The organism is Stenotrophomonas sp. 115C5 (assembly GCF_056861055.1).
The window spans coordinates 92,621-113,496 of record NZ_JBSPUQ010000002.1 but is presented as its reverse complement, the minus strand read 5'-3'; the positions used below and the strand labels follow the sequence as shown (position 1 = coordinate 113,496).

General features: G+C 69.3%; 21 protein-coding genes. All 21 read right to left on the bottom strand.

Annotated features, from left to right (window positions below; genetic code table 11):
* Positions 1 to 17 precede the first annotated feature (17 nt).
* The 21 genes from AC13FN_RS03945 to AC13FN_RS03845 all read right to left on the bottom strand — a co-directional run bounded on the left by AC13FN_RS03945 (position 18) and on the right by AC13FN_RS03845 (position 20,659).
* Positions 18 to 3,356 carry an ankyrin repeat domain-containing protein gene (locus tag AC13FN_RS03945; RefSeq protein WP_482984546.1) on the bottom strand — a complete coding sequence of 1,113 codons (3,339 nt, stop codon included), beginning with the start codon at positions 3,354 to 3,356 and terminating at the stop codon, positions 18 to 20.
* Positions 3,349 to 3,609, bottom strand: a complete 261-nt coding sequence (locus AC13FN_RS03940) for a YcgL domain-containing protein (RefSeq protein ID WP_010482302.1) — start codon at positions 3,607 to 3,609, stop codon at positions 3,349 to 3,351. The genes AC13FN_RS03945 and AC13FN_RS03940 overlap by 8 nt, the downstream gene beginning before the upstream one ends.
* A gap of 160 nt (positions 3,610 to 3,769) precedes the next feature.
* The gene (locus tag AC13FN_RS03935; RefSeq protein ID WP_010482305.1) at positions 3,770 to 4,210 is read right to left on the bottom strand and encodes a hypothetical protein; all 441 of its coding nucleotides are present in this window, start codon (positions 4,208 to 4,210) and stop codon (positions 3,770 to 3,772) included.
* A 62-nt stretch (positions 4,211 to 4,272) separates the two neighbouring features.
* On the bottom strand, positions 4,273 to 5,511 hold the full coding sequence (locus AC13FN_RS03930) for a beta-ketoacyl-ACP synthase (RefSeq protein WP_049435978.1): 1,239 nt from the start codon (positions 5,509 to 5,511) through the stop codon (positions 4,273 to 4,275).
* A complete protein-coding gene (locus AC13FN_RS03925; RefSeq protein WP_006401885.1) occupies positions 5,511 to 6,242 on the bottom strand; it encodes a 3-ketoacyl-ACP reductase FabG2 in 732 nt (243 codons plus the stop codon). The genes AC13FN_RS03930 and AC13FN_RS03925 overlap by 1 nt, the downstream gene beginning before the upstream one ends.
* Positions 6,239 to 6,694, bottom strand: coding sequence for a hotdog family protein (locus tag AC13FN_RS03920; RefSeq protein WP_054172804.1), 456 nt, complete (start codon positions 6,692 to 6,694; stop codon positions 6,239 to 6,241). Before AC13FN_RS03920 ends, AC13FN_RS03925 begins: the two co-directional genes overlap by 4 nt.
* The gene (locus AC13FN_RS03915) at positions 6,691 to 7,875 is read right to left on the bottom strand and encodes a beta-ketoacyl-ACP synthase (protein ID WP_482984545.1); all 1,185 of its coding nucleotides are present in this window, start codon (positions 7,873 to 7,875) and stop codon (positions 6,691 to 6,693) included. Before AC13FN_RS03915 ends, AC13FN_RS03920 begins: the two co-directional genes overlap by 4 nt.
* Positions 7,872 to 8,429 (bottom strand): DUF3261 domain-containing protein, encoded by a 558-nt coding sequence (locus AC13FN_RS03910; protein ID WP_197645411.1) that lies wholly within the window; start codon positions 8,427 to 8,429, stop codon positions 7,872 to 7,874. Before AC13FN_RS03910 ends, AC13FN_RS03915 begins: the two co-directional genes overlap by 4 nt.
* Positions 8,417 to 9,667, bottom strand: a complete 1,251-nt coding sequence (locus AC13FN_RS03905; RefSeq protein ID WP_106549972.1) for an NAD(P)/FAD-dependent oxidoreductase — start codon at positions 9,665 to 9,667, stop codon at positions 8,417 to 8,419. The genes AC13FN_RS03910 and AC13FN_RS03905 overlap by 13 nt, the downstream gene beginning before the upstream one ends.
* Positions 9,668 to 9,720: 53 nt before the next feature.
* Positions 9,721 to 12,090 carry an MMPL family transporter gene (locus AC13FN_RS03900; protein ID WP_238794414.1) on the bottom strand — a complete coding sequence of 790 codons (2,370 nt, stop codon included), beginning with the start codon at positions 12,088 to 12,090 and terminating at the stop codon, positions 9,721 to 9,723.
* Positions 12,068 to 12,691 carry an outer membrane lipoprotein carrier protein LolA gene (locus AC13FN_RS03895; protein ID WP_482984603.1) on the bottom strand — a complete coding sequence of 208 codons (624 nt, stop codon included), beginning with the start codon at positions 12,689 to 12,691 and terminating at the stop codon, positions 12,068 to 12,070. The genes AC13FN_RS03900 and AC13FN_RS03895 overlap by 23 nt, the downstream gene beginning before the upstream one ends.
* Positions 12,692 to 12,693: 2 nt before the next feature.
* Positions 12,694 to 13,125: an acyl-CoA thioesterase gene (locus tag AC13FN_RS03890; RefSeq protein WP_005411603.1), complete on the bottom strand. Its 432-nt coding sequence runs from the start codon at positions 13,123 to 13,125 to the stop codon at positions 12,694 to 12,696.
* Positions 13,112 to 14,662, bottom strand: coding sequence for an HAL/PAL/TAL family ammonia-lyase (locus AC13FN_RS03885; protein ID WP_482984544.1), 1,551 nt, complete (start codon positions 14,660 to 14,662; stop codon positions 13,112 to 13,114). The genes AC13FN_RS03890 and AC13FN_RS03885 overlap by 14 nt, the downstream gene beginning before the upstream one ends.
* Positions 14,652 to 15,593 carry an LpxL/LpxP family acyltransferase gene (locus AC13FN_RS03880; protein ID WP_197645412.1) on the bottom strand — a complete coding sequence of 314 codons (942 nt, stop codon included), beginning with the start codon at positions 15,591 to 15,593 and terminating at the stop codon, positions 14,652 to 14,654. The genes AC13FN_RS03885 and AC13FN_RS03880 overlap by 11 nt, the downstream gene beginning before the upstream one ends.
* 1 nt (position 15,594) lies before the next feature.
* The gene (locus AC13FN_RS03875; protein WP_197645413.1) at positions 15,595 to 16,365 is read right to left on the bottom strand and encodes a glycosyltransferase family 2 protein; all 771 of its coding nucleotides are present in this window, start codon (positions 16,363 to 16,365) and stop codon (positions 15,595 to 15,597) included.
* Complete coding sequence (locus AC13FN_RS03870; RefSeq protein ID WP_197638490.1) at positions 16,355 to 18,040, bottom strand: ApeI family dehydratase; 1,686 nt, start codon at positions 18,038 to 18,040, stop codon at positions 16,355 to 16,357. The genes AC13FN_RS03875 and AC13FN_RS03870 overlap by 11 nt, the downstream gene beginning before the upstream one ends.
* Positions 18,033 to 18,584, bottom strand: coding sequence for a COG4648 family protein (locus AC13FN_RS03865; RefSeq protein WP_010482325.1), 552 nt, complete (start codon positions 18,582 to 18,584; stop codon positions 18,033 to 18,035). Before AC13FN_RS03865 ends, AC13FN_RS03870 begins: the two co-directional genes overlap by 8 nt.
* Positions 18,585 to 18,606: 22 nt before the next feature.
* Positions 18,607 to 18,864: an acyl carrier protein gene (locus AC13FN_RS03860; protein WP_006402206.1), complete on the bottom strand. Its 258-nt coding sequence runs from the start codon at positions 18,862 to 18,864 to the stop codon at positions 18,607 to 18,609.
* Between the two features lie 17 nt (positions 18,865 to 18,881).
* Positions 18,882 to 19,139: a phosphopantetheine-binding protein gene (locus AC13FN_RS03855; protein ID WP_005411610.1), complete on the bottom strand. Its 258-nt coding sequence runs from the start codon at positions 19,137 to 19,139 to the stop codon at positions 18,882 to 18,884.
* Positions 19,126 to 19,923, bottom strand: coding sequence for a lysophospholipid acyltransferase family protein (locus tag AC13FN_RS03850; protein WP_049435993.1), 798 nt, complete (start codon positions 19,921 to 19,923; stop codon positions 19,126 to 19,128). Before AC13FN_RS03850 ends, AC13FN_RS03855 begins: the two co-directional genes overlap by 14 nt.
* Entirely contained in the window at positions 19,916 to 20,659 is a 744-nt protein-coding gene (locus AC13FN_RS03845; RefSeq protein WP_049435994.1) for a beta-ketoacyl synthase chain length factor, read from the bottom strand. Before AC13FN_RS03845 ends, AC13FN_RS03850 begins: the two co-directional genes overlap by 8 nt.
* Positions 20,660 to 20,876: the final 217 nt, after the last annotated feature.

Sequence of the window (20,876 nt, the reverse complement as noted above, 5' to 3'; positions counted from 1 at the left end):
CTACCCTTTTCCAGGAATCAGCCGTTGTCGCGCAGGAACCGCGCCATCGACGAAACGCCCGGCACGCGCGGTTCGAACTCACCGGCCACGTCGATGAAGCCGCGCATCACCGCGATCTCGCGCGGGCTGCGGTTGAGGCTGTCGCGTACTTCCGGATCGGCACCTGCGCGCAGCAGGCGCTGCACCAGCAACGGCAGGCCATGCAGCGCAGCCAGGTGCAACGGACCGAAGCCGCGCGGGTCGCGCACGTCCAGGCTGACGTCTTCGTCCAGCAGGCGTTCCACCGCCGCCATCACCACCTGCTCGTCGCAGGCGGTACCCGGCTCGGCACGCGCACCCAGCAGCAGCAGCAGCGGCGTGACCGAACCGGCGGCGGCCTGGTCCGGTTCGGCACCGGCCAGCAGCAGGGTGTCGAGCAGGGCCAGCAGGCGCGAGCGGTCGCGAGCACTGAAACCGTACAGCGCGGCACAGTGCAGCGGGCCCAGCTGTTGCGCATCACCGGCATGCACGTCGGCACCGGCGGTGAGCAGGCGCGCGACGATGTCCGGCAGGCCCAGCGCCGAGGCCAGCATCAGCACGGTCACGCCGCCCGGCAGGCGGTGTTCCAGCTTGGCGCCGGCGTCGAGCAGGGCCGAGACGATATCCACCTGGCGCATGCTGACCGCCGCCGACAGCGGCGTAGCACCACTGGCCGCCGCGTGCTGCGGATCGGCACCGCGCGCCAGCAGCAGGTCGGTCACCGCCAGATGGCCACCACCGGCGGCGCGCAGCAGCGCGGTGCAGCCCTGCGCATCGACCGCATCGACGGCGAAGCCCAGATCGATCAGGCGGCGCACTGCATCGACATCACCGGCCATCGCAGCAGCCGGCAGATCGGCCTCGCGCAGGGTGCGGCGCGGCAACGGCCACACCCGCCAGTCCAGCCAGTCGGCCAGATCGCGGCGACCAATCGACAGCGCCACGCCCAGCGGCGTCTGGCCGTCGGCGGCACGGGCTTCCGGCGAGGCACCGTGCTGCACCAGCAGCTTCAGCGCGCCTTCGCGGGCCAATGCGGTGGCCAGATGCAATGCGGTCATGCCATGGCTGTCGCGCGCTTCGCGATCGACACCGGCCTTGAGAAGGGCCTGCTGCAGGCGCAGCCAGCCCAGGCGCACCGCCAGCGACAGCGGCGGATCACCGGCCGGCGAGGCGGCGAACGGATCGGCGCCACGTTCCAGCAGTTCCAGTGCCAGCTGTTCCAGGCCACGGGCGGCCTGGTCGTGCTGCGCACACGCGGCGAGGAAGCGCGCCAGCCCGCCCCGGCCAGCCGGCGACAGGCCACGCTGCAGCATGACCTGCAGCGCCGGCACCGCGTCGATGCCGCGCGACAACAGCGCGAACATCGGCGTGTCGGAACAGGCGTCACGCACGTAGGGATCGGCACCGTGGGCCAGCAGCCAATCGACCGCACGCGGCTCCAGCGCCAGTTCCGGATCGAGCAGCAGGCCACCCAGTTCTTCCGGCTGGCACAGCTTGGCCAGGGCGCCCATGCCTTCGGTGTTGCCGAAGCCCAGCGCTTCGCGCAGCAGGGTCAACGGCGGACGGTCCGGCAGCAGGCCACTGGCGCTGGCGGCTTCGCCGCGCTCGGCCAGGCCATCACTGACGGCGGCCGGCAACGGATAGGACGGGTCCAGCAGGGCCACGATCGCCCAGCGGCCGGCTTCGGCAGCGTAGTCCACCGCACGGCGACCGACCGGATCGGCGGCATCGGCGGCGATGCCCAGCTCGACCAGGCGCTTGATCAGCAGCGGTGAGACATCCTCTGCCATCGCCGCCAGCTGCACCGCGTTGCGGCCTTCGCCGTCCACCGCGACCAGGTCCGGCTTGTGCGGCAGCAGATGCTCGACCACGGCGGCACGACCGGCACGGGCCGCTTCCAGCCATGGCGTACGGCCCAGCGCATCGCGCGCTTCCAGATTGGCACCGGCGCCGAGCAGCACGCCGATGATCTCCACGTGGCCGGCCAGCGCCGCCTCATGCAATGCACTGCGGCGCTGGCGATCGCGGGCGTCGGCGCGCGCCTTGTGCTTGAGCAGCAGCTGCACCCCGGCCGGATCGTCATCTTCGGTGGCAGCGGCGGCCAGCAGCACCGGCGTGCCCTCGGCCGGTTCGCTGCGCGCACCGCGTTCGAGCAGGAAGCGGGCCAGGCGCCAGTTGCCGACCTGGCAGGCCACCGCCAGCGGCGACCAGCCCTCGTTGTTCAACGCATCGACTTCGGCGGCGGCATCGCGCAGCAGCGCGGCCACGCCCGGGTCTGAACTGCGCGCGGCATGGTGCAGCGGGGTATTGCCATCGCTGTCGATGGCACGCGAGTCGGCGCCGTTGGCGAGCAGGGTCATCACCGCTTCGGGGCGGCCGTGCCAGCTGTCGCGGGTGGCGGCCAGCAGCGGGGTCATGCCCCGGTGCGGCGCATTCACATCGACGCCGCGGGCGATCAGTTCGCGCAGCAGGCGCAGGTCCGGCAGCACTGCCGCCAGCACCGCCAGGCTGCGCTGGTCGCGCCAGTTCGGGTCCGGCAGCGCATACGGATCGGCACCGGCCTGCAGCAGCTGCAGGCCCCGGTCGATGCGGCCATGGCGGGCGGCTTCATACAGTGCCGGGGTCAGTTCCTGCGGTGCCATCGCCTCCAGCGGCGCGGTTTCGGCCGCGGCGGCGAACATCGGTTCGTGCTCGTTGCTGGCGGTGGCCAACGGGCTCGCGCGCAGCGACACCAGCGGTGCCGGCGCGACCCGCTGCAGCAGCAGGTGCAGCACTGGAGACAGCAGCATCACCGCCAGTGCGGCGGGCCAGCGTGCGCTTTCCGGCAGCAGGCCCGGCCAGGCCGGCAGCACCACCAGCGCGGCCAGCGCGATCACCAGCGCGGCCACGCCGAGGCCACGCCAGGCGGTCAGGTCGCGCCCGGCCAGCGCCTGCCAGTGCTGGGCCAGGCTGCCATCGAGGCGTTCGACATCGTTCCACAGCGGCCAGGTGCGCCAGGCCGCCAGCAGGCCGGCACTGACCAGCACGCTCAGGCCCAGCACCGCCGCAAGGCTGCCGCTGTCACGCAGTGCGGCCAGCGGCCAGGCCAGCAGCAGCGCCAGCAACAACGGCGCTGCCGTCCACAACGCCAGCAGCGCCGGCAGGTCCTGGCGCGCGACCACGTTCAGCGGCAGCAGCGCGCGGCTGCGCCGCCACCACGACACCGCCAGCGCGAACGCCGGCTGCGCCAGTGCAGCAAGGATGGCACCTGGAACGCCGCCCACGGCGGCGCCCAGCGCCAGCACGGCGCCCACGGCGAAGGCGATCGACAGGGCGCGCGGACGGGACGTGTCAGTCATAGTGGCGCGGCATCAGGCTGGCCACCGACGGCGGCACCTGCAGGTAGAACCCGCGCTCGCTCATTTCGCTGCGGACCTTTTCCGGATCGGCCTGGGCCAGGCGGCGCTGGGCATCCAGGGCCACGTCCAGGACGAAGGCGAGCGTCCCCAGCGAGGTGAGCAGCGGCGCAGGCAGCGCGCTGAAATCATCGCGACGGGGAACGTAGACGTAGGTGTCCGGCTTGAGTTGGCTTTTATAGACGTAGGCGTGCATGTCCGCGGGACGATAACCCGGGAAGAGCCATGATTGTGTCGGAAAGCCGACACCGGGGAAAGCCGTCAGCCGACGATGACGGCGTGATCGACGGCGTTTCCCCGGCGGGGTTCAGCAATGTGGCGGCGGCGTTCAGCCACGGCCGCCACCACGCAGGCGCTTACTTGACCTTGGCGTAGGTACCCTTCAGCGCGACGCCGGCGAGGATCGCACCGGCGTAGCATTCGTAGTTAGTGCTGCTCTTGAACTCGTTCTTCTTGTAGTAGCTGACGATGTCGACCACGGCGTTGGCGCCGCGCGACTTGGCGCCGTCCTGCAGCGCGCGCAGCGCCGACAGTGCGACCCAGCGGCAGGCCTCGGCATCGCTCTTGTTGGCGGCGTTGGTCTTCTTGTTGGTCACGTCTTCGCCCAGGCGCTGCTGCACGCTCACCGGCTGGCCGGCCAGGTAGAAGCGGACGCTGCCGTCGATGCCGGCGTCCTTGGCAGCCTGCGAACTGACCAGTTCCTGCAGGGACTGCTCCACGCGGGTATCGCGGGCAGAAGCGGTGGAGGCCAGGGCCAGCAGTGCGGTGGCCGTGGCGATCATCAGGGTGCGGCGCATCGGAACATCTCCTTGTCGAGGGTGCGGGTAGGTTGCGGGAACAGCGGCGGTGGGGCGGTGGATCACTCGCGCCAGCGACGGAACACCAGCGAGGTGTTGATGCCGCCGAAGGCGAAGTTGTTGCTCATCACGTACTCGGCCTGCAGTTCGCGGCCTTGGCCGGTGATGAAGTCGAGCTGGCCACAGCGCGGGTCGACCTCGGCCAGGTTCAGGGTGGGCGCGAACCAGCCAGCGCGCATCATCTCGATGCTCATCCAGGCCTCGAACGCACCACAGGCGCCGAGCATGTGGCCGACATAGCTCTTCAGCGAGCTGATCGGCATGCGGCTGCCGAACACCTGCGCGGTGGCCTGGGTCTCGGCGATGTCGCCGTGATCGGTGGCGGTGCCGTGGGCGTTGACGTAGTCGATCTGCGCCGGCTCCAGGCCTGCATCCTCCAGCGCCAGGCGCATGGCCTGGGCCATGGTGTCGGCACTGGGCTGGGTGACGTGCTGGCCGTCGCTGTTGGTGCCGTAGCCGACCACCTCGGCAAGAATGGTGGCACCGCGCGCCTGCGCGTGCTCCAGGTCTTCCAGGATCAGCGTACAGGCGCCCTCACCCAGCACCAGGCCATCGCGGCCGGCATCGAACGGGCGCGGCGTGGTCTGCGGCGCATCGTTGCGCACGCTGGTGGCGAACAGGGTGTCGAATACCGCCGCAGCGGTGGCATCGAGCTGCTCGGCACCGCCGGCCACCATCACCGTCTGCTTGCCGCTGCGGATCGCTTCATAGGCCGCGCCCACGCCCTGGCTGCCCGAGGTGCAGGCGCTGGAGGTGGTGTAGACGCGCCCGGACAATCCAAAGAACACACCGATGTTGACCGGCGCGGTGTGGCTCATCATCTTCAGGTAGGTGGTGGCACTGATGCCTTCGGTGGTGAATTCGTTGAGCATGCGGCCGAATTCGCCGGTGGCCTCGTGGCTACCGGACGAGGAGCCGTAGGCCACGCCAGTACGGCCGCTGCGCAGTACTGGATGCTCGTGCAGGCCGGCTTCGCGCAGCGCCACCTCGGTGGCGCGCACCGACATGATCGCGACCTTGCCCATCGAGCGGGTGGTCTTGCGGTTGTAGTTCGGCGGCAGCTCGAAGTCCTGCGCCGGCGCGGCCAGCTTGGTGTTCAGGCCGGCATAGACATCCCATTCGGGCATCGTGCGCACGGCATTGCGGCAGCTGCGCAGGTGCGCTTCGATGGTGGGCCAGTCGTGGCCAAGCGGACTGATGGCGGCAGCACCGGTAACCACCACGCGACGATCGGCGGCCATCAGAGCATGCCCCCGTTCACCGAGATCACCTGGCGGGTGATGTAGCCGGCCGGCTCGGACAGCAGGAACGCCACCGTGGCCGCCACTTCGTCGGGGCGGCCGACGCGGCCGGCGGGAATCAGCTTGAGCGCGTGCTCGATCACTTCATCGTTGAGCATTTCGGTCTCGATCAGGCCCGGGGCCACGCAGTTGACGGTGATCTGGCGGCTGGCCAGTTCGAGCGCCAGGGCCTTGGTGGCACCGATGATGCCGGCCTTGGCGGCACTGTAGTTGACCTGGCCGCGGTTGCCGGCCAGCCCGGACACCGACGACAGGGTGACGATGCGGCCCGGCTTGCGCCGACGCACCATCGGCATGATCAGCGGATGCAGCACGTTGTAGAAGCCATCCAGATTGGTGTGGATGACCTGGTCCCAATCCTCCGCCGACAGTGCCGGGAAAGCACCATCACGGGCGATGCCGGCGTTGCAGACCACGCCGTAGTACGCGCCATGCGCCTCGACATCGGCCTCCAGCGCGGCGCGTGCGGCCTCGCGGTCAGCCACGTCGAACGCCAGCACGCGGGCCTGCTGGCCCAGTGCATGGATCTCGGCCACCACGGCCTGTGCCTCTTCCAGGCGGCTGCGGCAATGCACCACCACGTCGAAGCCATCACGCGCGATGCGCAGCGCGATGGCCCGGCCGATGCCCCGGCTGGCGCCGGTCACCAGCACGCTTCGATTCCCTGTCATGCCTGTCCACTCTCCAGATAGGCCATCGCGTCGGCCGGTTCGAACACCGACACGTTGGCTGTCGCCCATTCGTCCTCACCTGCCAGGATGCGGCAGGCGAACATCCCCAATCCATTGTCACCCAACAGCTCGCAGCGCGCCTGTACGCGCAGCCGCGAACCGGCGGGGAAGCTGCTGCGCGCGCTGCTGTAGCGGCGGCTGCCGAGCAGGAAGCCCAGCTGCGGCGGCTTGCCGGCCGCACGTGCGCGGCAGCCGGCCCAGGCCGCGATGGCCTGCGCCATGTATTCGATGCCGACCCACGCCGGCACTTCGCCGTTCTCCACGAACAGGCCGGCCTCGGGCACCACCAGTTCGGCCTCGAGGGTGTCCTGGTCCCACCGGATGATGCGCTCCAGCAGGCACATGTCCTGGCGGTGCGGCACCACGTCTTCGATCGCGTACAGCGTGTTCATCGGCGCTCCAGTGCCAGCACGGCGTTGCTGCCGCCGAAAGCGAACGAATTACTCAGCACCCGTCGCGGCGGCTGCGCCAGGCGGGTGGCCGGTGCGACCAGCGGCAACACCGGCAGCGCGGGGTCGGCCACGCCGTCCCACCAGTGCGGCGGCAGCTGCTGCTGCGGGTTCTCGGCCAGCAGGATCCAGCACAGCGCGGCCTCGATCGCGCCCGAGGCACCCAGCGTGTGGCCGGTCAGCGGCTTGGTCGAACTGGCTGGCACGCTGTTGCCCAGCACCTGCGAGACCGCCAGGCTTTCCATCGCATCGTTGTGCCCGGTGGCGGTGCCATGCAGGTTCACGTAATCCACTTCGTCGGCGCCCCACCCGGCGCGCAGCAGCGCCTGCTGCAGCGCGTCGATGGCGCCCAGGCCCTGCGGGTCCGGGGCGGACATGTGGTGGGCGTCGGCCGACTCGCCCCACCCGGCCAGACACACCGGCCCAGGCTCGCGCGTGAGCAGGAACAGCGCGGCGCCTTCGCCGATGTTGATGCCGGCGCGGTGCTGCGAGAACGGGTTGCAGCGTGCCGCCGACACCGATTCCAGCGCGCTGAAGCCAGCCACGGTGAAGCGGCACAGCGAATCGGCGCCACCGGCGATCACCGCATCGACGATGCCGGCGCGCAGCATGCGCGCGGCTGACATCAGTGCCTTGGCACTGGACGAACACGCCGTGGACAGGGTCCACGCCGGTCCCTCTGCGCCGCTGCGCTGGCGCACGAACTGCGCGGCGGTGCCCATTTCCTGCTGGGCGTAATCGAAGCCCTGCGGCCACTGGCCCTGCTCGGCGTGGCTGCGCAGGGCCTGCTCGGATTCACCGATGCCCGAGGTGCTGGTGCCCAGCACCACCGCCACGCGCTCGGCACCATGGCGGGCAATCGCCGCGGCCACCGCCGGTGCGATCTGCGCCAGCGCCACGTCCAGCAGGGCGTTGTTGCGCCCGCGCAGGGCCACAGGCAGGTCTTCCAGCGCCGGCAGCGGCGTGCGGACCTCTCCCAGCGCCAGGGTGCGCCCCGGCAGCAGGCTGTCGTTGTCGCTGAGCCCGCCCGGCACATCGGCGAACATCGCCGACGCCACCGCGGCGCGGCCCTCGCCGAGCGCGCAGACCACGCCCAGGTCGTTCAGGTAGATCGGTGCACTCATCGGTCCTGCCCGGCCATGTCGATCGATTCGATGCGCAGTGCATAGCCTTCGGCGCGGTTCTCCAGCTGCACGCTGCCATCGTCCAGCCGTTGCAGCTGCAGCCACACCACGCTATCGCGCGACAGGCTGCGCTGCTGGCCGTCATCGCTGACCTGCCAGCCGGCCGGTAGCGCGGCAGCGATGGCGGCGGTCGGCCACAGCGCGAACTGCAGGTCATCCAGCACACGCTCGGCACGCACCTGCGGCGGCAACCACGGCGCGCGCTGCTGGGTCAGCTGCTGGCCGTCCCACTGCAGGCGCACGCCGGTCTGGCCCATCGCCTGCACCGCCAGCTGCACCTGCTGCGCATCGGCTTCCAGCAGCGCATCCAGGTCGCGCTCATGCGTGCCGAACCGGAAATGCAGCTGCTGCTGCAGCGCCAGCGGCGCCGGCAGGCTGGCCGGCGACAGGCGCAGCGGCGGCAGTTCCACCTGTGGCTTGGGCATGCGGCCGGCACAGGCGGCCAGCAGCAGGCACAGCAGCAGGGCCGCAGTACGGAAGATCAGGCGCTGCACAGTTCCTCCAGCACGCGCATGCGGCGGCCGCTTTCGTCGGCCACATACGGGTTGTTGGTGTCCCAGGCGTATCCGGCCAGGATGGAACTGATCATGTTGCGTACTTCCGGCTGCTGCTGCGGGTGGTAGATGATCTTCTGGAAGCCGCCCTGGTACCAGCTTTCCACGAAGCGGCGGAAGGTCTTCACGCCTGCGCGCAGCGGCCTGGAGAACTCCGCCTCCCAGTCCACGGTTTCACCGGCATAGCGGCGCTTGAGGCACTCGCTGGCCAGCTGCGCGGACTTGAAGGCGATGGTGACGCCGGACGAGAACACCGGGTCGAGGAACTCGCCGGCGTTGCCCAGCAGCGCATAGCCCGGGCCCCACAGCGAGCTGACATTGGCCGAGTAGCCGGTGATGCGGCGCACCGGCAGCACCGCCCATTCGGCATTGGCCAGCAGCCCGGTCAGGTTGGGGTCCTCGCCGACGATGGCCTGCAGCTTCTGCAGGTCGTCGCCTTCGTAGCGCTCGAAGAACGACGGCTCGGCGACCACGCCCAGCGAGCAGCAGCCGTTGGAGAACGGAATCGTCCAGTACCAGACGTCGATGTGCTCTGGGTGGGTGGTGATCAGGATCTTGTTGCGGTCGAAGTCCGCTTCGGCCGGGATGTTGTCGCGCACGTGGCAGAAGATCGCACCGCGCACCGGGAAGTTGGACGGCGACTCCAGCTGCAGCAGGCGCGGCAGCAGGCGCGCAAAGCCGGAGGCATCGAGGATGAAGTCGGCTTCGATGCGGTATTCGCTGCCATCCGGGCGGCGCACGTTCACCGCCGGCTGTTCACCGGGTTCGACCGACAGCACTTCATCACCGAAGCGCAGCGTGGTTCCCATGCGCTCGGCGCCGCGTGCCAGCACGTTGTCGAAGTCGGCGCGCTGCACCTGGTAGGTGGTGCCCCAGCCCGGCGAGAACTTCTTCCGGAAATCGAAGGCGGTACGTGCTTCACCGTGCACGAAGGCCGCGCCGTTCTTGTACTGGAAACCGGCCTCGACCACGTCCTGCAGCAGCCCTGCCGCTTCGATGTACTCCATGCTCTGCGGGAGCAGGCTTTCGCCGATGGAGAAGCGCGGGAACTGCTGGCGCTCCAGCATCAGCACCTGGCGGCCCTGCTGGCGCAGCATCGCCGCGGCGACGGAGCCGGCCGGGCCCGCGCCGATGATCAGGATTTCAGTGCGTTCGACAGCGTCCACAGCAGTACTCATCGGGGCGTCCTTGTTGCTCGATCAGAGGGAAAGAAGAAAAGCGGAAGGCGGGCTCAGGCTGGCGGCAGATCGTGCGGCGGCGGCCGGAACAGCGGCGAGATCAGCCAGACCAGGCCGATGCCGAACAGCAGGGTCAGGCCGAACGCGCGCAGCGCCGGGGTCTGCGACAGGCCCAGCAGGCCGAACGACAGCCAGGTGCTGGCCGCACCCACGCACACCGCCAGCCATGCGCTGGCATCGCCACGGTGCTCGATCAGGAAGATGCCGTAATCGATGCCCATGCCCAGCAGCAGCATCAGTGCCAGTACGTTGAACAGCTGCAGCGGCTGGCCGAACAGGCCCAGCAGCCCAAGGGTCAGCGCGCCGGCAATCAGGGTCGGGGCAAACACGCGCCAGGCCTGGCGGCGGTAGCGCAGCCACAGCGCACCGAACACCAGTGCGATGCCGACCAGCAGCAGCCCGCCCATCAGCTTGCGGTAGTGGCCCAGCAGCTTGGAGAAATCAGAGGTGCGGTCCACCCAGCGCACGCCGGGCAGGCCTTCGGCGGCACCTTCCAGCGTGGCCAGGGCATCGGCGCGCGACAGGTCATCAACCATCACCACGCTGATCATCTGCCCACCGACCTCACCCACCCACAGGTGGCGGAACGGCTGCGAGGCCGGCGAGGCCAGGAAGGCTTCGGCGGTAAGCGGCGCATCCGCGAACTGCGGTCGCTGCAGCGGCTCGCCCACGGCCTCGGACACGGCCGACAGCACCCCAGGTTCCACCTTCGCGGTCAGCGCGGCATCGGCCTGCTGGCGTGCCGGTGAGGGCAACCAGTCACTGATGGCGCGGTAGCCACCGATGCGTTTGTCATCGGCCAGTGCACGCAGGCGTTCGGTCAATGCCTCTTCGCGCTGCAGCAGCTGCGCCGCATCGGTGCCCTGCACCAGGTAGAACTGCGCCGGGCTGGGCATGCCCAGCAGCTGGCTCAGGCGGATCTGCTGGGCCATCAGCGCCGGCGGCGACGACTGCAGGCTGCGCAGGTCGTCGTTGCTTTGCAGGCGCGCGATGCCCACCGCGGACAGCGCCAGCGCGGCCACCACGAAGATCGCCACCGGACGGCGGCCGTGCAGGCGCGGGAATCGCTCCAGCGTATTGCCCAGCCACTGCGAGAAACGGGTCTGGCGGATCTCGCCGCCATCCAGCCACGGGAACCAGAAGATCACCGTGAGGAAGGCGGCGGCGAGGCCGACCACCGAGAACAATGCCATCTGGCGCAGGCCTGGGAACGGGGCCAGGCCCAGCGCCAGATAGGCCAACGCGCTGGTCAGCAGGGCCAGCCACAGGCCCGGTAGCAGATGCCGCAGCAGCTTCCAGCGGCGATCGGCCGGTTCAGCCTGGCGCGAGGCGAACCAGTGAATGCCGTAATCCTCAGCCACACCCACCAGCGACGCACCAAATACCAGGGTCAACACGTGTACCTTGCCGAACACCAGCACGGTCACCGCCAGTGCCACGCCGCAGCCGATCAGCAGCGAGGCGGCCACCAGCAGGATCGGGCGCAGCGAACGGAACGCCAGCCACACCAGCAGCAGCACCGCAGCCAGTGAACCCCAACCGATCGTGTTGATTTCCTGGTTGGCCTGCACCGCCGCCGCTTCAGCATGCAGCGGCACACCGGCATGCAGGATCTCCAGCGACGGCGCAGCCGCCTTGGCCGCCTTTCCGGCCCGCTCCAGCAGGCCATCAAGATGGCGCTCGCCATCGAGCTGGAACGCTGAACCCGGCGTATCGAACTGCAACGCCGCCCAATGCTTGCCCTCGGCTTCGAGCAGGCCGTCATCGCCCAGGCGCAGGCCCGACCCCTGCGCCTGCTGCTGCCACCACTGCGGCCACAGCGACAGCGGGTCCTGCCGCCAGTCGGTCAGGCGCGGCGCGCCCATCGGGCCATACAGCGCAGCCAGCGCCTGTTCGGCCAGCGCCCCGGTTTCGCTGTTCTGCAGCTGGTTGCGCTGGACGGGAGTCAGCAGGCGGTCGCGGTACGGCGCATAGAACGCGCGCGCCTCATCGAACCAGCCTTCGATCGAACCACTGGGCACCAGCAACGCGCTGTCGGCATCGGCAGCCATGGCCGCAGCGAACGCGGACTGCGCGCGCTTGGCGGCGGTACCGTCCTGGCTGCCAAGCAGCACCACCACCTGCCGCGAACTGCCATCGGCGATGCGGCGGGTGACATCGCTCAACAGGCGGTCATGCGCATCCTGCGGCAGCAACGCGAGGATGTCGGTGTCGATCCGGGATTGCTGGCTCCACAAATGCCACTGCTGTGCGCCCATCACCAGCAGCACCAGCAACCAGGCGATGCCCAGCCAACGCCACCAGCGCCGCAACCGGTCCGGCGCGTTCAACGCCACGGCGTCACTCAAAGCGGCGTGCCTCATCGGGGTTCAGCGTGGCCGGGGCCTCGCTCAACGCGCTGAACTGGATCTGCGTACGGTCCTTGTTGGCCTCGACGATCTCCACCTGGCGCACATAGCGGTCACCCTGCAAGGTCAGCGATTCGAAGGCCTTGGCCAGCATTGCCGACTTCGGTGTCAGGCGCAGGCGCCAGCCCTGCCCTTCGCGGCTGGCAGCAACATTGAACTGGCTGGACAGCGCCTGCACGTCGCCGCTCATCAGCGCGAACATGATCGCGTTGACCGAGCGCATCGCCGGCTGCTGCCGCGCGTCGAGCTCGACGCGGGTGCTGCCATCGCGCTGGCGGCTGAGGATGCGGTCGGCAGTGACCACCACTTCAGAAGGGAAGGGCTTGAGCGTGGTCCAGATCACGCCGTGCTGGCGCGCGACCACGAACCGGCCCTGCGAGCGCAGTGGGTTCTTGAAGCCGCTGACCTGTTTTTCCTGGCTGAACTGGCCACGCAGCACGTCGGGCCGCGCCACCGCCTGGGTGATCGCATCGACGGCGGGGTCGGCCGCCTGCACCCGCGGTGCGGCCGCCAGCAGCAGCGCGCACAGCAGCACGCTCGAAAGACGGGCAAGCATATTCACGGCGCAGGCACTCCCAGGCGTTCCCACAGCACCGGCGGGCACTGGTACAGCATTTCCTTGCTGGCCGCGTCCACCGCGACCTGGATGGTCATCGCGCGGGTCAGCACCTGGCCACTTTCCGCATCGAGGATTTCGTACTCGATCTTCAGCCGGTTCTCCCATTCCACGATGCGCGCGACCACGCGCAGGGCCTGGTTGAACAGCAGCGGGCGCACATACTTCACCCGTGCATCGACCACCGGCCACAGGTAGCCCGATTCGAGCATCTGCGGGTAGTCGTAGTCGTAGCGCCCGAGCAGCGCGCAGCGCGCGATCTCGAAGTACTTGAAGTAGTTGCCATGCCAGACCACGTTCATCGGGTCGCAGTCATGGAAAGCGGGGGTCAACGCAATCTCGCCAACCCGTTCGATGGCCTCATTCACCGGCATACAGCTCCCAACGTTGCGCGCGGATCTCCACCAGCAGTTCCCGCAGTTCGCGATCCAGCGCGCGGTCTTCTTCGACCAGGGCGATGCGCTGCCCCAGGTCGGCGTACATGTCGGCCAGACTGCCATGCAGCTGCGCGTTCATGCCAACCCGTTCGCGCAACGCCAGCCCCTGGCGAGCGGCGATCAGCATGGCCGCCACCACCTGTTCAGTCAGTTCGATCACGCGCAGGCAGTCGCGCGCGGCGATGGTGCCCATGCTGACCTTGTCCTGGTTGTGGCATTCGGTGGAGCGCGAGAACACCGAGGCCGGCATGGTCTGCTTCAGCGCTTCGGCGGTCCACGCCGAAACGCTGATCTGCAGCGCCTTCAGGCCATGGTTGATGGCCGCGCGCGGGCCGGTGGCCGCCGACAGGTTGGCCGGCAGGCCATGGTTGTAGCGGGCATCGACCACCAGTGCCAGCTGCCGGTCGAGCAGATCGGCAACATTGGCCACGGTGTTCTTCAGGGTGTCCATCGCCAACGCGATGTGGCCGCCGTAGAAGTGGCCGCCATGCAGGATGCGCTCGCCATCGGCATCGATCAGCGGATTGTCGTTGGCGCTGTTCAATTCGGTTTCGATCAGCTGGCGCAGGAACGGCAGGCTGTCCTCCAGCACACCGATCACATGCGGCGCGCAGCGCAGCGAATAGCGGTCCTGCAGGCGCTGTTCATTGCGCGGCGGACGCTCGCTGTGCAGGTCGCTGCGCAGGCGCGAAGCGATGCGGCCCTGGCCCGGGTGCGGCTTGGCCGCGAACAGGGTCTCGTCGAAGTGGTGCGCGTTGCCGTCGCTGGCCAGCACGTTGAACGCGGTCAGGCGCGTGGCCATGCGGGCCAGGTAATCGGCGCGCTGCCAGGCCAGGCAGGCCAGGCCGGTCATCACCGCGGTGCCGTTCATGATCGCCAGGCCTTCCTTCGGCCGCAGCTTCAGCGGGGTCATGCCGATCTTCGCCAGCACCTCGGCCGCCGGCTGCACGCGGCCGTCGAACAGCACCTCGCGTTCGCCGCACAGCACTGCCGCCACGTACGACAGCGGGGTCAGGTCACCACTGGCACCGACCGAGCCTTCGGCCGGAATCATCGGCAGCACGTCGTGCTGCAGCAGCGTGGCCAGGCCTTCCAGCAGCGGCACGCTGACACCGGACATGCCGCGCACCAGCGACGCCAGGCGCGCGGCCAGCACCGCACGGGTCTCGACCGGGTCCAGGTAACGACCCAGGCCGCAGCCATGGTAGGTGTAGAGGTGGTGCGGCAGTTCAGCCACCAGTGCCGGCGGGATGTTCACCGTGCACGAATCGCCATAGCCGGTGGTCACACCGTAGATCACGCCGTCCTCGCGCAGCAGGCGGTCAAGGAAGTCGGCACCGCGCTGGATGTGCGCGCGGAACGCCGGCGCGTCGCTCAGTGCGGCCTCGCACTGGCGCTGGGCCAGGGCAACCACGTCTTCGATGGTCAACGGTGCATCGCCAAAGCGGCACACGGGTACGGCGTCAGTCGTCATGCGGAGCCTGATCCCAGAAGGGGAAGAAATTGAACCAGTCCAACGGGGACTGGATGACCTGGAGTTCCAGCCAGCGCGCGAAGCGCTGTGCCTGTTCGGCCAGTGCCGCATCGCGTGAGCCACGCGGCAGCACGATGCGTTCGGCGAACTGTTCAAACGCCACGCGATAGCCTTCGCCCTGGTGCAGGCAGGCCATGGTGTAGACCGGGCAGCCCAGCGCGGCGGCGAGCACGTAGGCGCCGATCGGGAACGGCGCCCGGTGGCCGAGAAAATCGGCGGTGACGCTGCGACCGCCCTGCACCGGCGTGCGGTCGCCGACGATGGCGACGAAGCCACCGGCCGCCACGCGCTCGGCCAGCATCACCGCCGTGGCCGGGCCCATCTCGGTCACCTGCACCAGTTCCACCGCCGCCAGCGGGTCCAAGCGCTGCAGCAGGCGGTTGAAGCGCTGCGCATGTGCGGTATGCACCAGCACGGTGATGCGGAACCCCGGCACCTGTTCGGCCAGCACCTGGCACAGTTCCAGGCAGCCGATATGCGCGGTCAAGATCAGCCCACCTTCGCGGCGCGCGATCTTCTCCAGCACCAGGTCACGATGCAGGTGGATGCGTTCGGCCGGATAGCGCCCGCCCAGGCCGAGGATCTTGTCCAGCATCGTGTCGGCGAAGGCGAAGAAATGGCGCAGGCTGTCACGCCGCGTTGGCGTGCGGCCGAGCACGCCGCTGTGCGCCTGCAGCCGCTGCAGGTACTGCATCGAGGCCTGGCGCCCTACACGGTTGCCCAGCCAATGGCAGGCCACCACTGGCCACACGCACAGGCGGAACGGCCAGCGCCCGAACCAGCGGTGCACCCAGCACAGGAACAGCACGCCGGCCACCGACGTCGATTCGCCGATGTCGGCCCAGTGCGGGGCACCCTGCGCGGTCGCCATCTCAGTGCTGCCCCCGCAGGCGGCGCCACAGCAGGCGTGGTGCACGCCAGAGCATGCCGAAGAACAGGCGGGTATGCATGCGGCTGATGCGCACGTTGTCGCGCCACACATCGAAGTGCGACACGCCATCGGCGGGATAGGTCACGCGCGTGGCCAGGTGCTCGACCGGCAGCTGCCGCCAGTACAGGCGCACCATCACCTCGGTATCGAAATCCATGCGGCGGCCGATGGTCTCTTCACCGATCAGGCGCAGCACCGCCGGCAGCGGATACACGCGGAAGCCGCACATGGTGTCGCGCAGGTGCAGCGAAAGCGTGTTGATCCAGACCCAGATGTGGGTCGCGTAGCGCCCGTACAGGCGCGCCTTCGGAACACTGGCGTCGTAGGCCGGAATGCCGCAGATCACCGCCTCGGGATGGGCGCGCGCCGCTTCGATGAAGCGTGGCAGGTCAGCGGTGTCGTGCTGGCCATCGGCATCGATCTGCAGCACGTGGCTGTAGCCACGCGCACCGGCTTCGGCGAAACCGGCCAGCATTGCCCCGCCCTTGCCCTGGTTGATGTCCAGGCGCAGCAGGTCGACGCCCTGGCGCTGTGCCAGCGAGCGCAGTGCATTCGCGCACGCCTCATGCGAGCCATCATCGACCAGCAGGCACGGCAGGCCGGCGGCCTGCACGCCGTCGACCACTGCCGCGATGGCGTGCTCGTGGTCGTAGACGGGAATCACCACCAGTGGCGCGAACGCGGCACTGGCAACGGCCGGCTCAGTCCGCATCGGCGAAGACCACCTTGCCGCTGGCATGCACACCGTGGCTGGAGGTGTAGCGGAAGGCCAGCACGTTGCGTGCGGCATCCCAGTCCAGCTGCAGGGTCAGCTCATCGCCCGGGCGGGCCACATGCTGGAACTTCACCGCATCCATGCGCAGGAACGCTGCCGGCATCGCGAACATCTGGCGGCCAAAACGCACTGCCCAGTCCAGCTGCGCCACGCCGGGCAGGATCGCCGCCTGCGGGAAGTGGCCCTGGAACGGCCGCAGCGCCGGGTCGAGGGTCATGCGCAGGGTGGCGCTGGCGGCGTCGCGGCGGTCCCAGACCGGCACTGGCATCAGTGGCTGGAACAGCGCTGCCAGCGCCGCCTGGGTGACCTTGCCCTGTGCGTTGATCGGCAGCGTCGGCACCAGCCGCCAGCGGCGCGGCCGGGTGACCGCGTCATGTGCCTGTGCCAGGCGCGCGCCCAGGCGCTGGCCCAGCGCGCGGCGCGCGGCGTCACCGCCCTCCAGCAGCGCCAGGTCGGCCGGCACCACCACGGCCGCCAGCTGCTCGCGCTGGCCGGGCAGGACCAGCACGCGCACGTCGTCCACTTCGGCGTCTTCGCGCAGCGCGCGTTCGAGCGCATCCAGCGAAACGCGGCGTTCTTCGATCTTGACGATGCGGTCGGCGCGACCCAGCAGGCGGAAACGGCCATCGGCCAACGCTTCGACGCGGTCCTGGGTACGCCACCAATCCGGGGTTTCCAGATGCGCGGAGGCCACCGCCAGGCAGCCGTCCTCGATGCGCCACTGCACGCCCGGCAGCGGCTGCCACGGCGGCAGGTCGGTATCCCAGCAGCGCCAGGCGATACCGCCGGTCTCGCTGCTGCCATAGACCTCGGTCGGCGCCACGCCCAGCCACTGCCGCACCTGCCGCGCCGCGTCTTCCGGCAGCGGGCCACCGGAGGAGAACACCGCACGCAGGCGGCCATGCAGGCTGGCCCAGTCGAGCTGCTCGGGCAGGCGCTTGAGGTGAGCCGGGGTCGCCACCAGCACCGTGTCGGTACCGGCCAGCGCGCCTACCAGGTCTTCATGGAAGAACCGGCGTGGATGGATCAGGCGGCCGGCGGCCAGTGGCCACAGCACGCGGAACAGCAGGCCGTAGATGTGCTGGTGGGACACCGTGCCATGCACCTGCACGCCTTCCAGCTGCGCGCCGAACGCGGCCTGCAGCGCATCCACCTCGCGCGCCAGCTGGTCCATGCGCTTGCTGATCGCGCTCGGCTGGCCGGTACTGCCGGAGGTGAACACGCACAGTTCGCAGGCGCGCTCGTCCAGCGCCTGCAGTTCGTCGTCCAGCGCGGCGTCCAGCGCCGCCAGCGGGCGGTAATCGGCGGACAGGTCGCCTGCGAAACCGCTCACCTGCGGCTGCAGCACCTGCAGCGTGGCCGGCAGGTTGTCGGCGGCCAGGAACACCCGCTTGCCGGCATGCCAGGCGCCGAACAGCGCCGCAGCAAAGGCCACGGCATCGTCGAAATACAGGGCCCAGTCACGGCCTTCGGCGGCCGCAAAGGCCGCGCGCCAGGCCAGCACGCGCTGGCGGAAGCGAGCGTGGTCGATCACCTCGCCATCGCAGACGCCAACATTGCGCTGCGGCCGCGCCTCCAGCAGCAGCCGGTCCAGGGCAATCCACTCAGCCATGCGCGTGCGCCGCCTTCACCCGCCGCCGCACCAGCCACTCACCTGCGAACAACACGCCCATCATCACGTACGCCAACAATCCGTTGTAGAGCATCCAGACCCGGTCCGACGCGTACAGCGCGGTCAGCAGGGCCAGGCTGCCGTTGAGAACGAAGAAGCCACACCACACCTGGGTGACGCGGCGGGTATAGGCCACCGCGAACGCTGGCAGGTCCGGTTCTTGCAGCCGTGCCAGGCGTTCCACCAGCGGCGGGCCGAAACGCAGGCTGGTGCCAAACACCGCCAGCATCACTGCATTGACCAGCGCCGGGTACAGCTTCAGTGGCAGGGCCTGGTTGAGTACCGTGGCCAGCACCGCCAGCAGGCCGGTGCCCGCGGCCGCGGCCCACCACAGCGGCTGGCGCGTACTCAGCGCGCGCAGCAAGGCCAGGGTGAACAGCAGCAGCGACAGCCAGCGTGGCTCGAAACGGCCCATCGCCAGGTACACCAGTACCGGGTAGGCCAGCGAGATCGCAGCCACCACGACCGTGCGTGCGCGTGCCATGGTGGAGCCGCCGGCGCTGCGGTCAGGCGGCTGCCTGGTCCGGCAGCAGCCTGTGCACCACATCAACGATGTCCTGCACGGTACGCACGGCCTTGAACGCTTCCGGCTGCAGGTTGCGGCCGAGCAGCGGCTTGAGCTGCACGATCAGGTCCACCGCATCAATGCTGTCGATGTCCAGGTCGTCGTACAGGCGGGCCTCGGGCGTGATCCGGGCGGTTTCGATCTCGAAGCTGTCGGTCAGGATGCTGACGATGCGTTCGAACAGTTCATTCTTGGTCATGGCAGGTCCTGGCACCGTTACGACTGGCGGGCGGCGACGAACTCGCCGAGCGCGCGCACGCTGGAGAAATGGCGACGGGTTTCTTCCGAATCGGCCGAGAGGCTCACACCGTACTTCTTCTGCAGCGCCAGGCCCAGCTCCAGCGCGTCGATCGAATCCAGGCCAAGGCCCTCGACGAACAGCGGCGCGGTCGGATCGATGTCCTCCGGCGTGATGTCCTCCAGCGAAAGGGAGGAAATGATCAATTCCTTGATCTCGTGCTCAAGTGCTTGCACGGTTCGGATCTCCAGACAGGTCGAAATAACGAGAAAGGTGCTCGGTGACGCGACGGGCTGCCAAGGCATCCCCCCTTGGCGAGTCGTCTTCGGCCAGAAATGGCGCGATCGGGATATCTTCGCCGATCTGCAGCCGAACGTGAAAGCGACGTGAGGGGACACGATACCACTTCTGCCCCTTGGTCAGCGTTGGCGGGCTGCAGGTGATCCGCACCGGGGTGATGTCCAGGCGGCCGCGCACGGCGATGTTGGCCGCGCCCCGCTGCAGCCGCGGCGGCTGGCCCGGCACGCTGCGGGTGCCCTCCGGGAAGATGACCAGGGTGCCGCCGGCATGCACCGCGGCCACGCAGTCATCGACCAGGCCGGCGCCATCGTCATTGGCGATGTAGCCGGCGGCCCGCACCGGACCGCGCATGAACGGGTTGCAGGCCACGGCCCGCTTGACCACGCAGTCGGCGTTGGGAAGCAGCGAGATCAGGCAGACCACGTCGATCAGGGTCGGGTGGTTGGCCAGCACCAGCAGGCCGTCGCGCTGCAGGCGCTCTCCGCCCTCGATCTCGTAGGTCATCACCCCCAGCCCGCGCATCAGCCGCAGGTGGCTGGCGAACGCGACCTGGACCACGCGCCGGGCGCGGCGGCGGCGTGCCACCGGGTCACGCATCAGCAGCAGTACCGGCATCACCAGAACGCCGAGCAGCACCCCGCCCAGGCCAAACGCGACGAAGCTGAGGCCGGTGCCAAACACCCGCCAAGCATGGTCGAGGCGGCGCAGCAGCTCAGCCACGGCGGCTCCAGCACCACCGCTGGCCGTGGGCCACGTGTTCCAGTGCCGGCGCGCCGGACAACAGGAACCGGTGCAGGTCCAGCGCATGCGGCAGCAGGCCGGGCGCAGTGCTGGCCTGGCCGTCGGCCGGCTGCCACTGCAGCGACAGCGTCGGCCGGCCCTCTGCCGGAGCGGTCAAACGCCAGCACCACGCAAAGAACGGATCGGGTTCGTCGGCGAACGTCGCGTATATTTCAGGAAGTGGCGACTCGTAGACCACTACCCGTACCTCGCGGGCGCCATCGGCCAGCAGGCCGACGGCCTCCAGGCAGGCCGTCTCCACCGTGGCCTGGCCCGCCGCCAGCGCCAGGTAGTTGCCGCGGTGACCGCGGGCGATCGAATACAGCGCGGCGATCGCGTTGTGCACGGACAGGCCGAATCCGGTCGGCGACAACGGCTGGTCGCCGACCAGCGCGCCCAGCAGGTCCATCGAACGGGCCACGTCGCCGTGGCGGCTGGCGAACACCAGCGGCACGTCACTGTCGGCGCCCTGCCCGTCCTCGCACCAGCACGCGGCCTGGATCGCCATACGACCCAGCCGCTCGATGCGACGGCGCTGCATCGCCGGCACTTCGGCCAGCGCCGGCGTGTCCCCGCCATGCGGCAGGTACGGCGCATCGGCCCAGCCCAGCCACTGGCTGCGCTCACTCAGGCCGGGCGCCCAGGCGGCCCAGTCGACGATGGAAAATTCGATCATTTGGCGATGGTGCTTCAACGGGAGAACGATAGGCACGAGCCATTACGGCGACGCGCGGCGGCCCCCCGTTCCTGCAGCCGTGCGTCCGTCCAGGACGTCGCCGGCTGCCCCCCTGGCCGCCGGAAAGGAGCGCACGCTAGCACGTCCCGCGCGGGGTGTGCAGGTTTCACATTCCCCAACACGGGGCCCGGCAAGCGCAGGCCCCGTCTTCAATCGA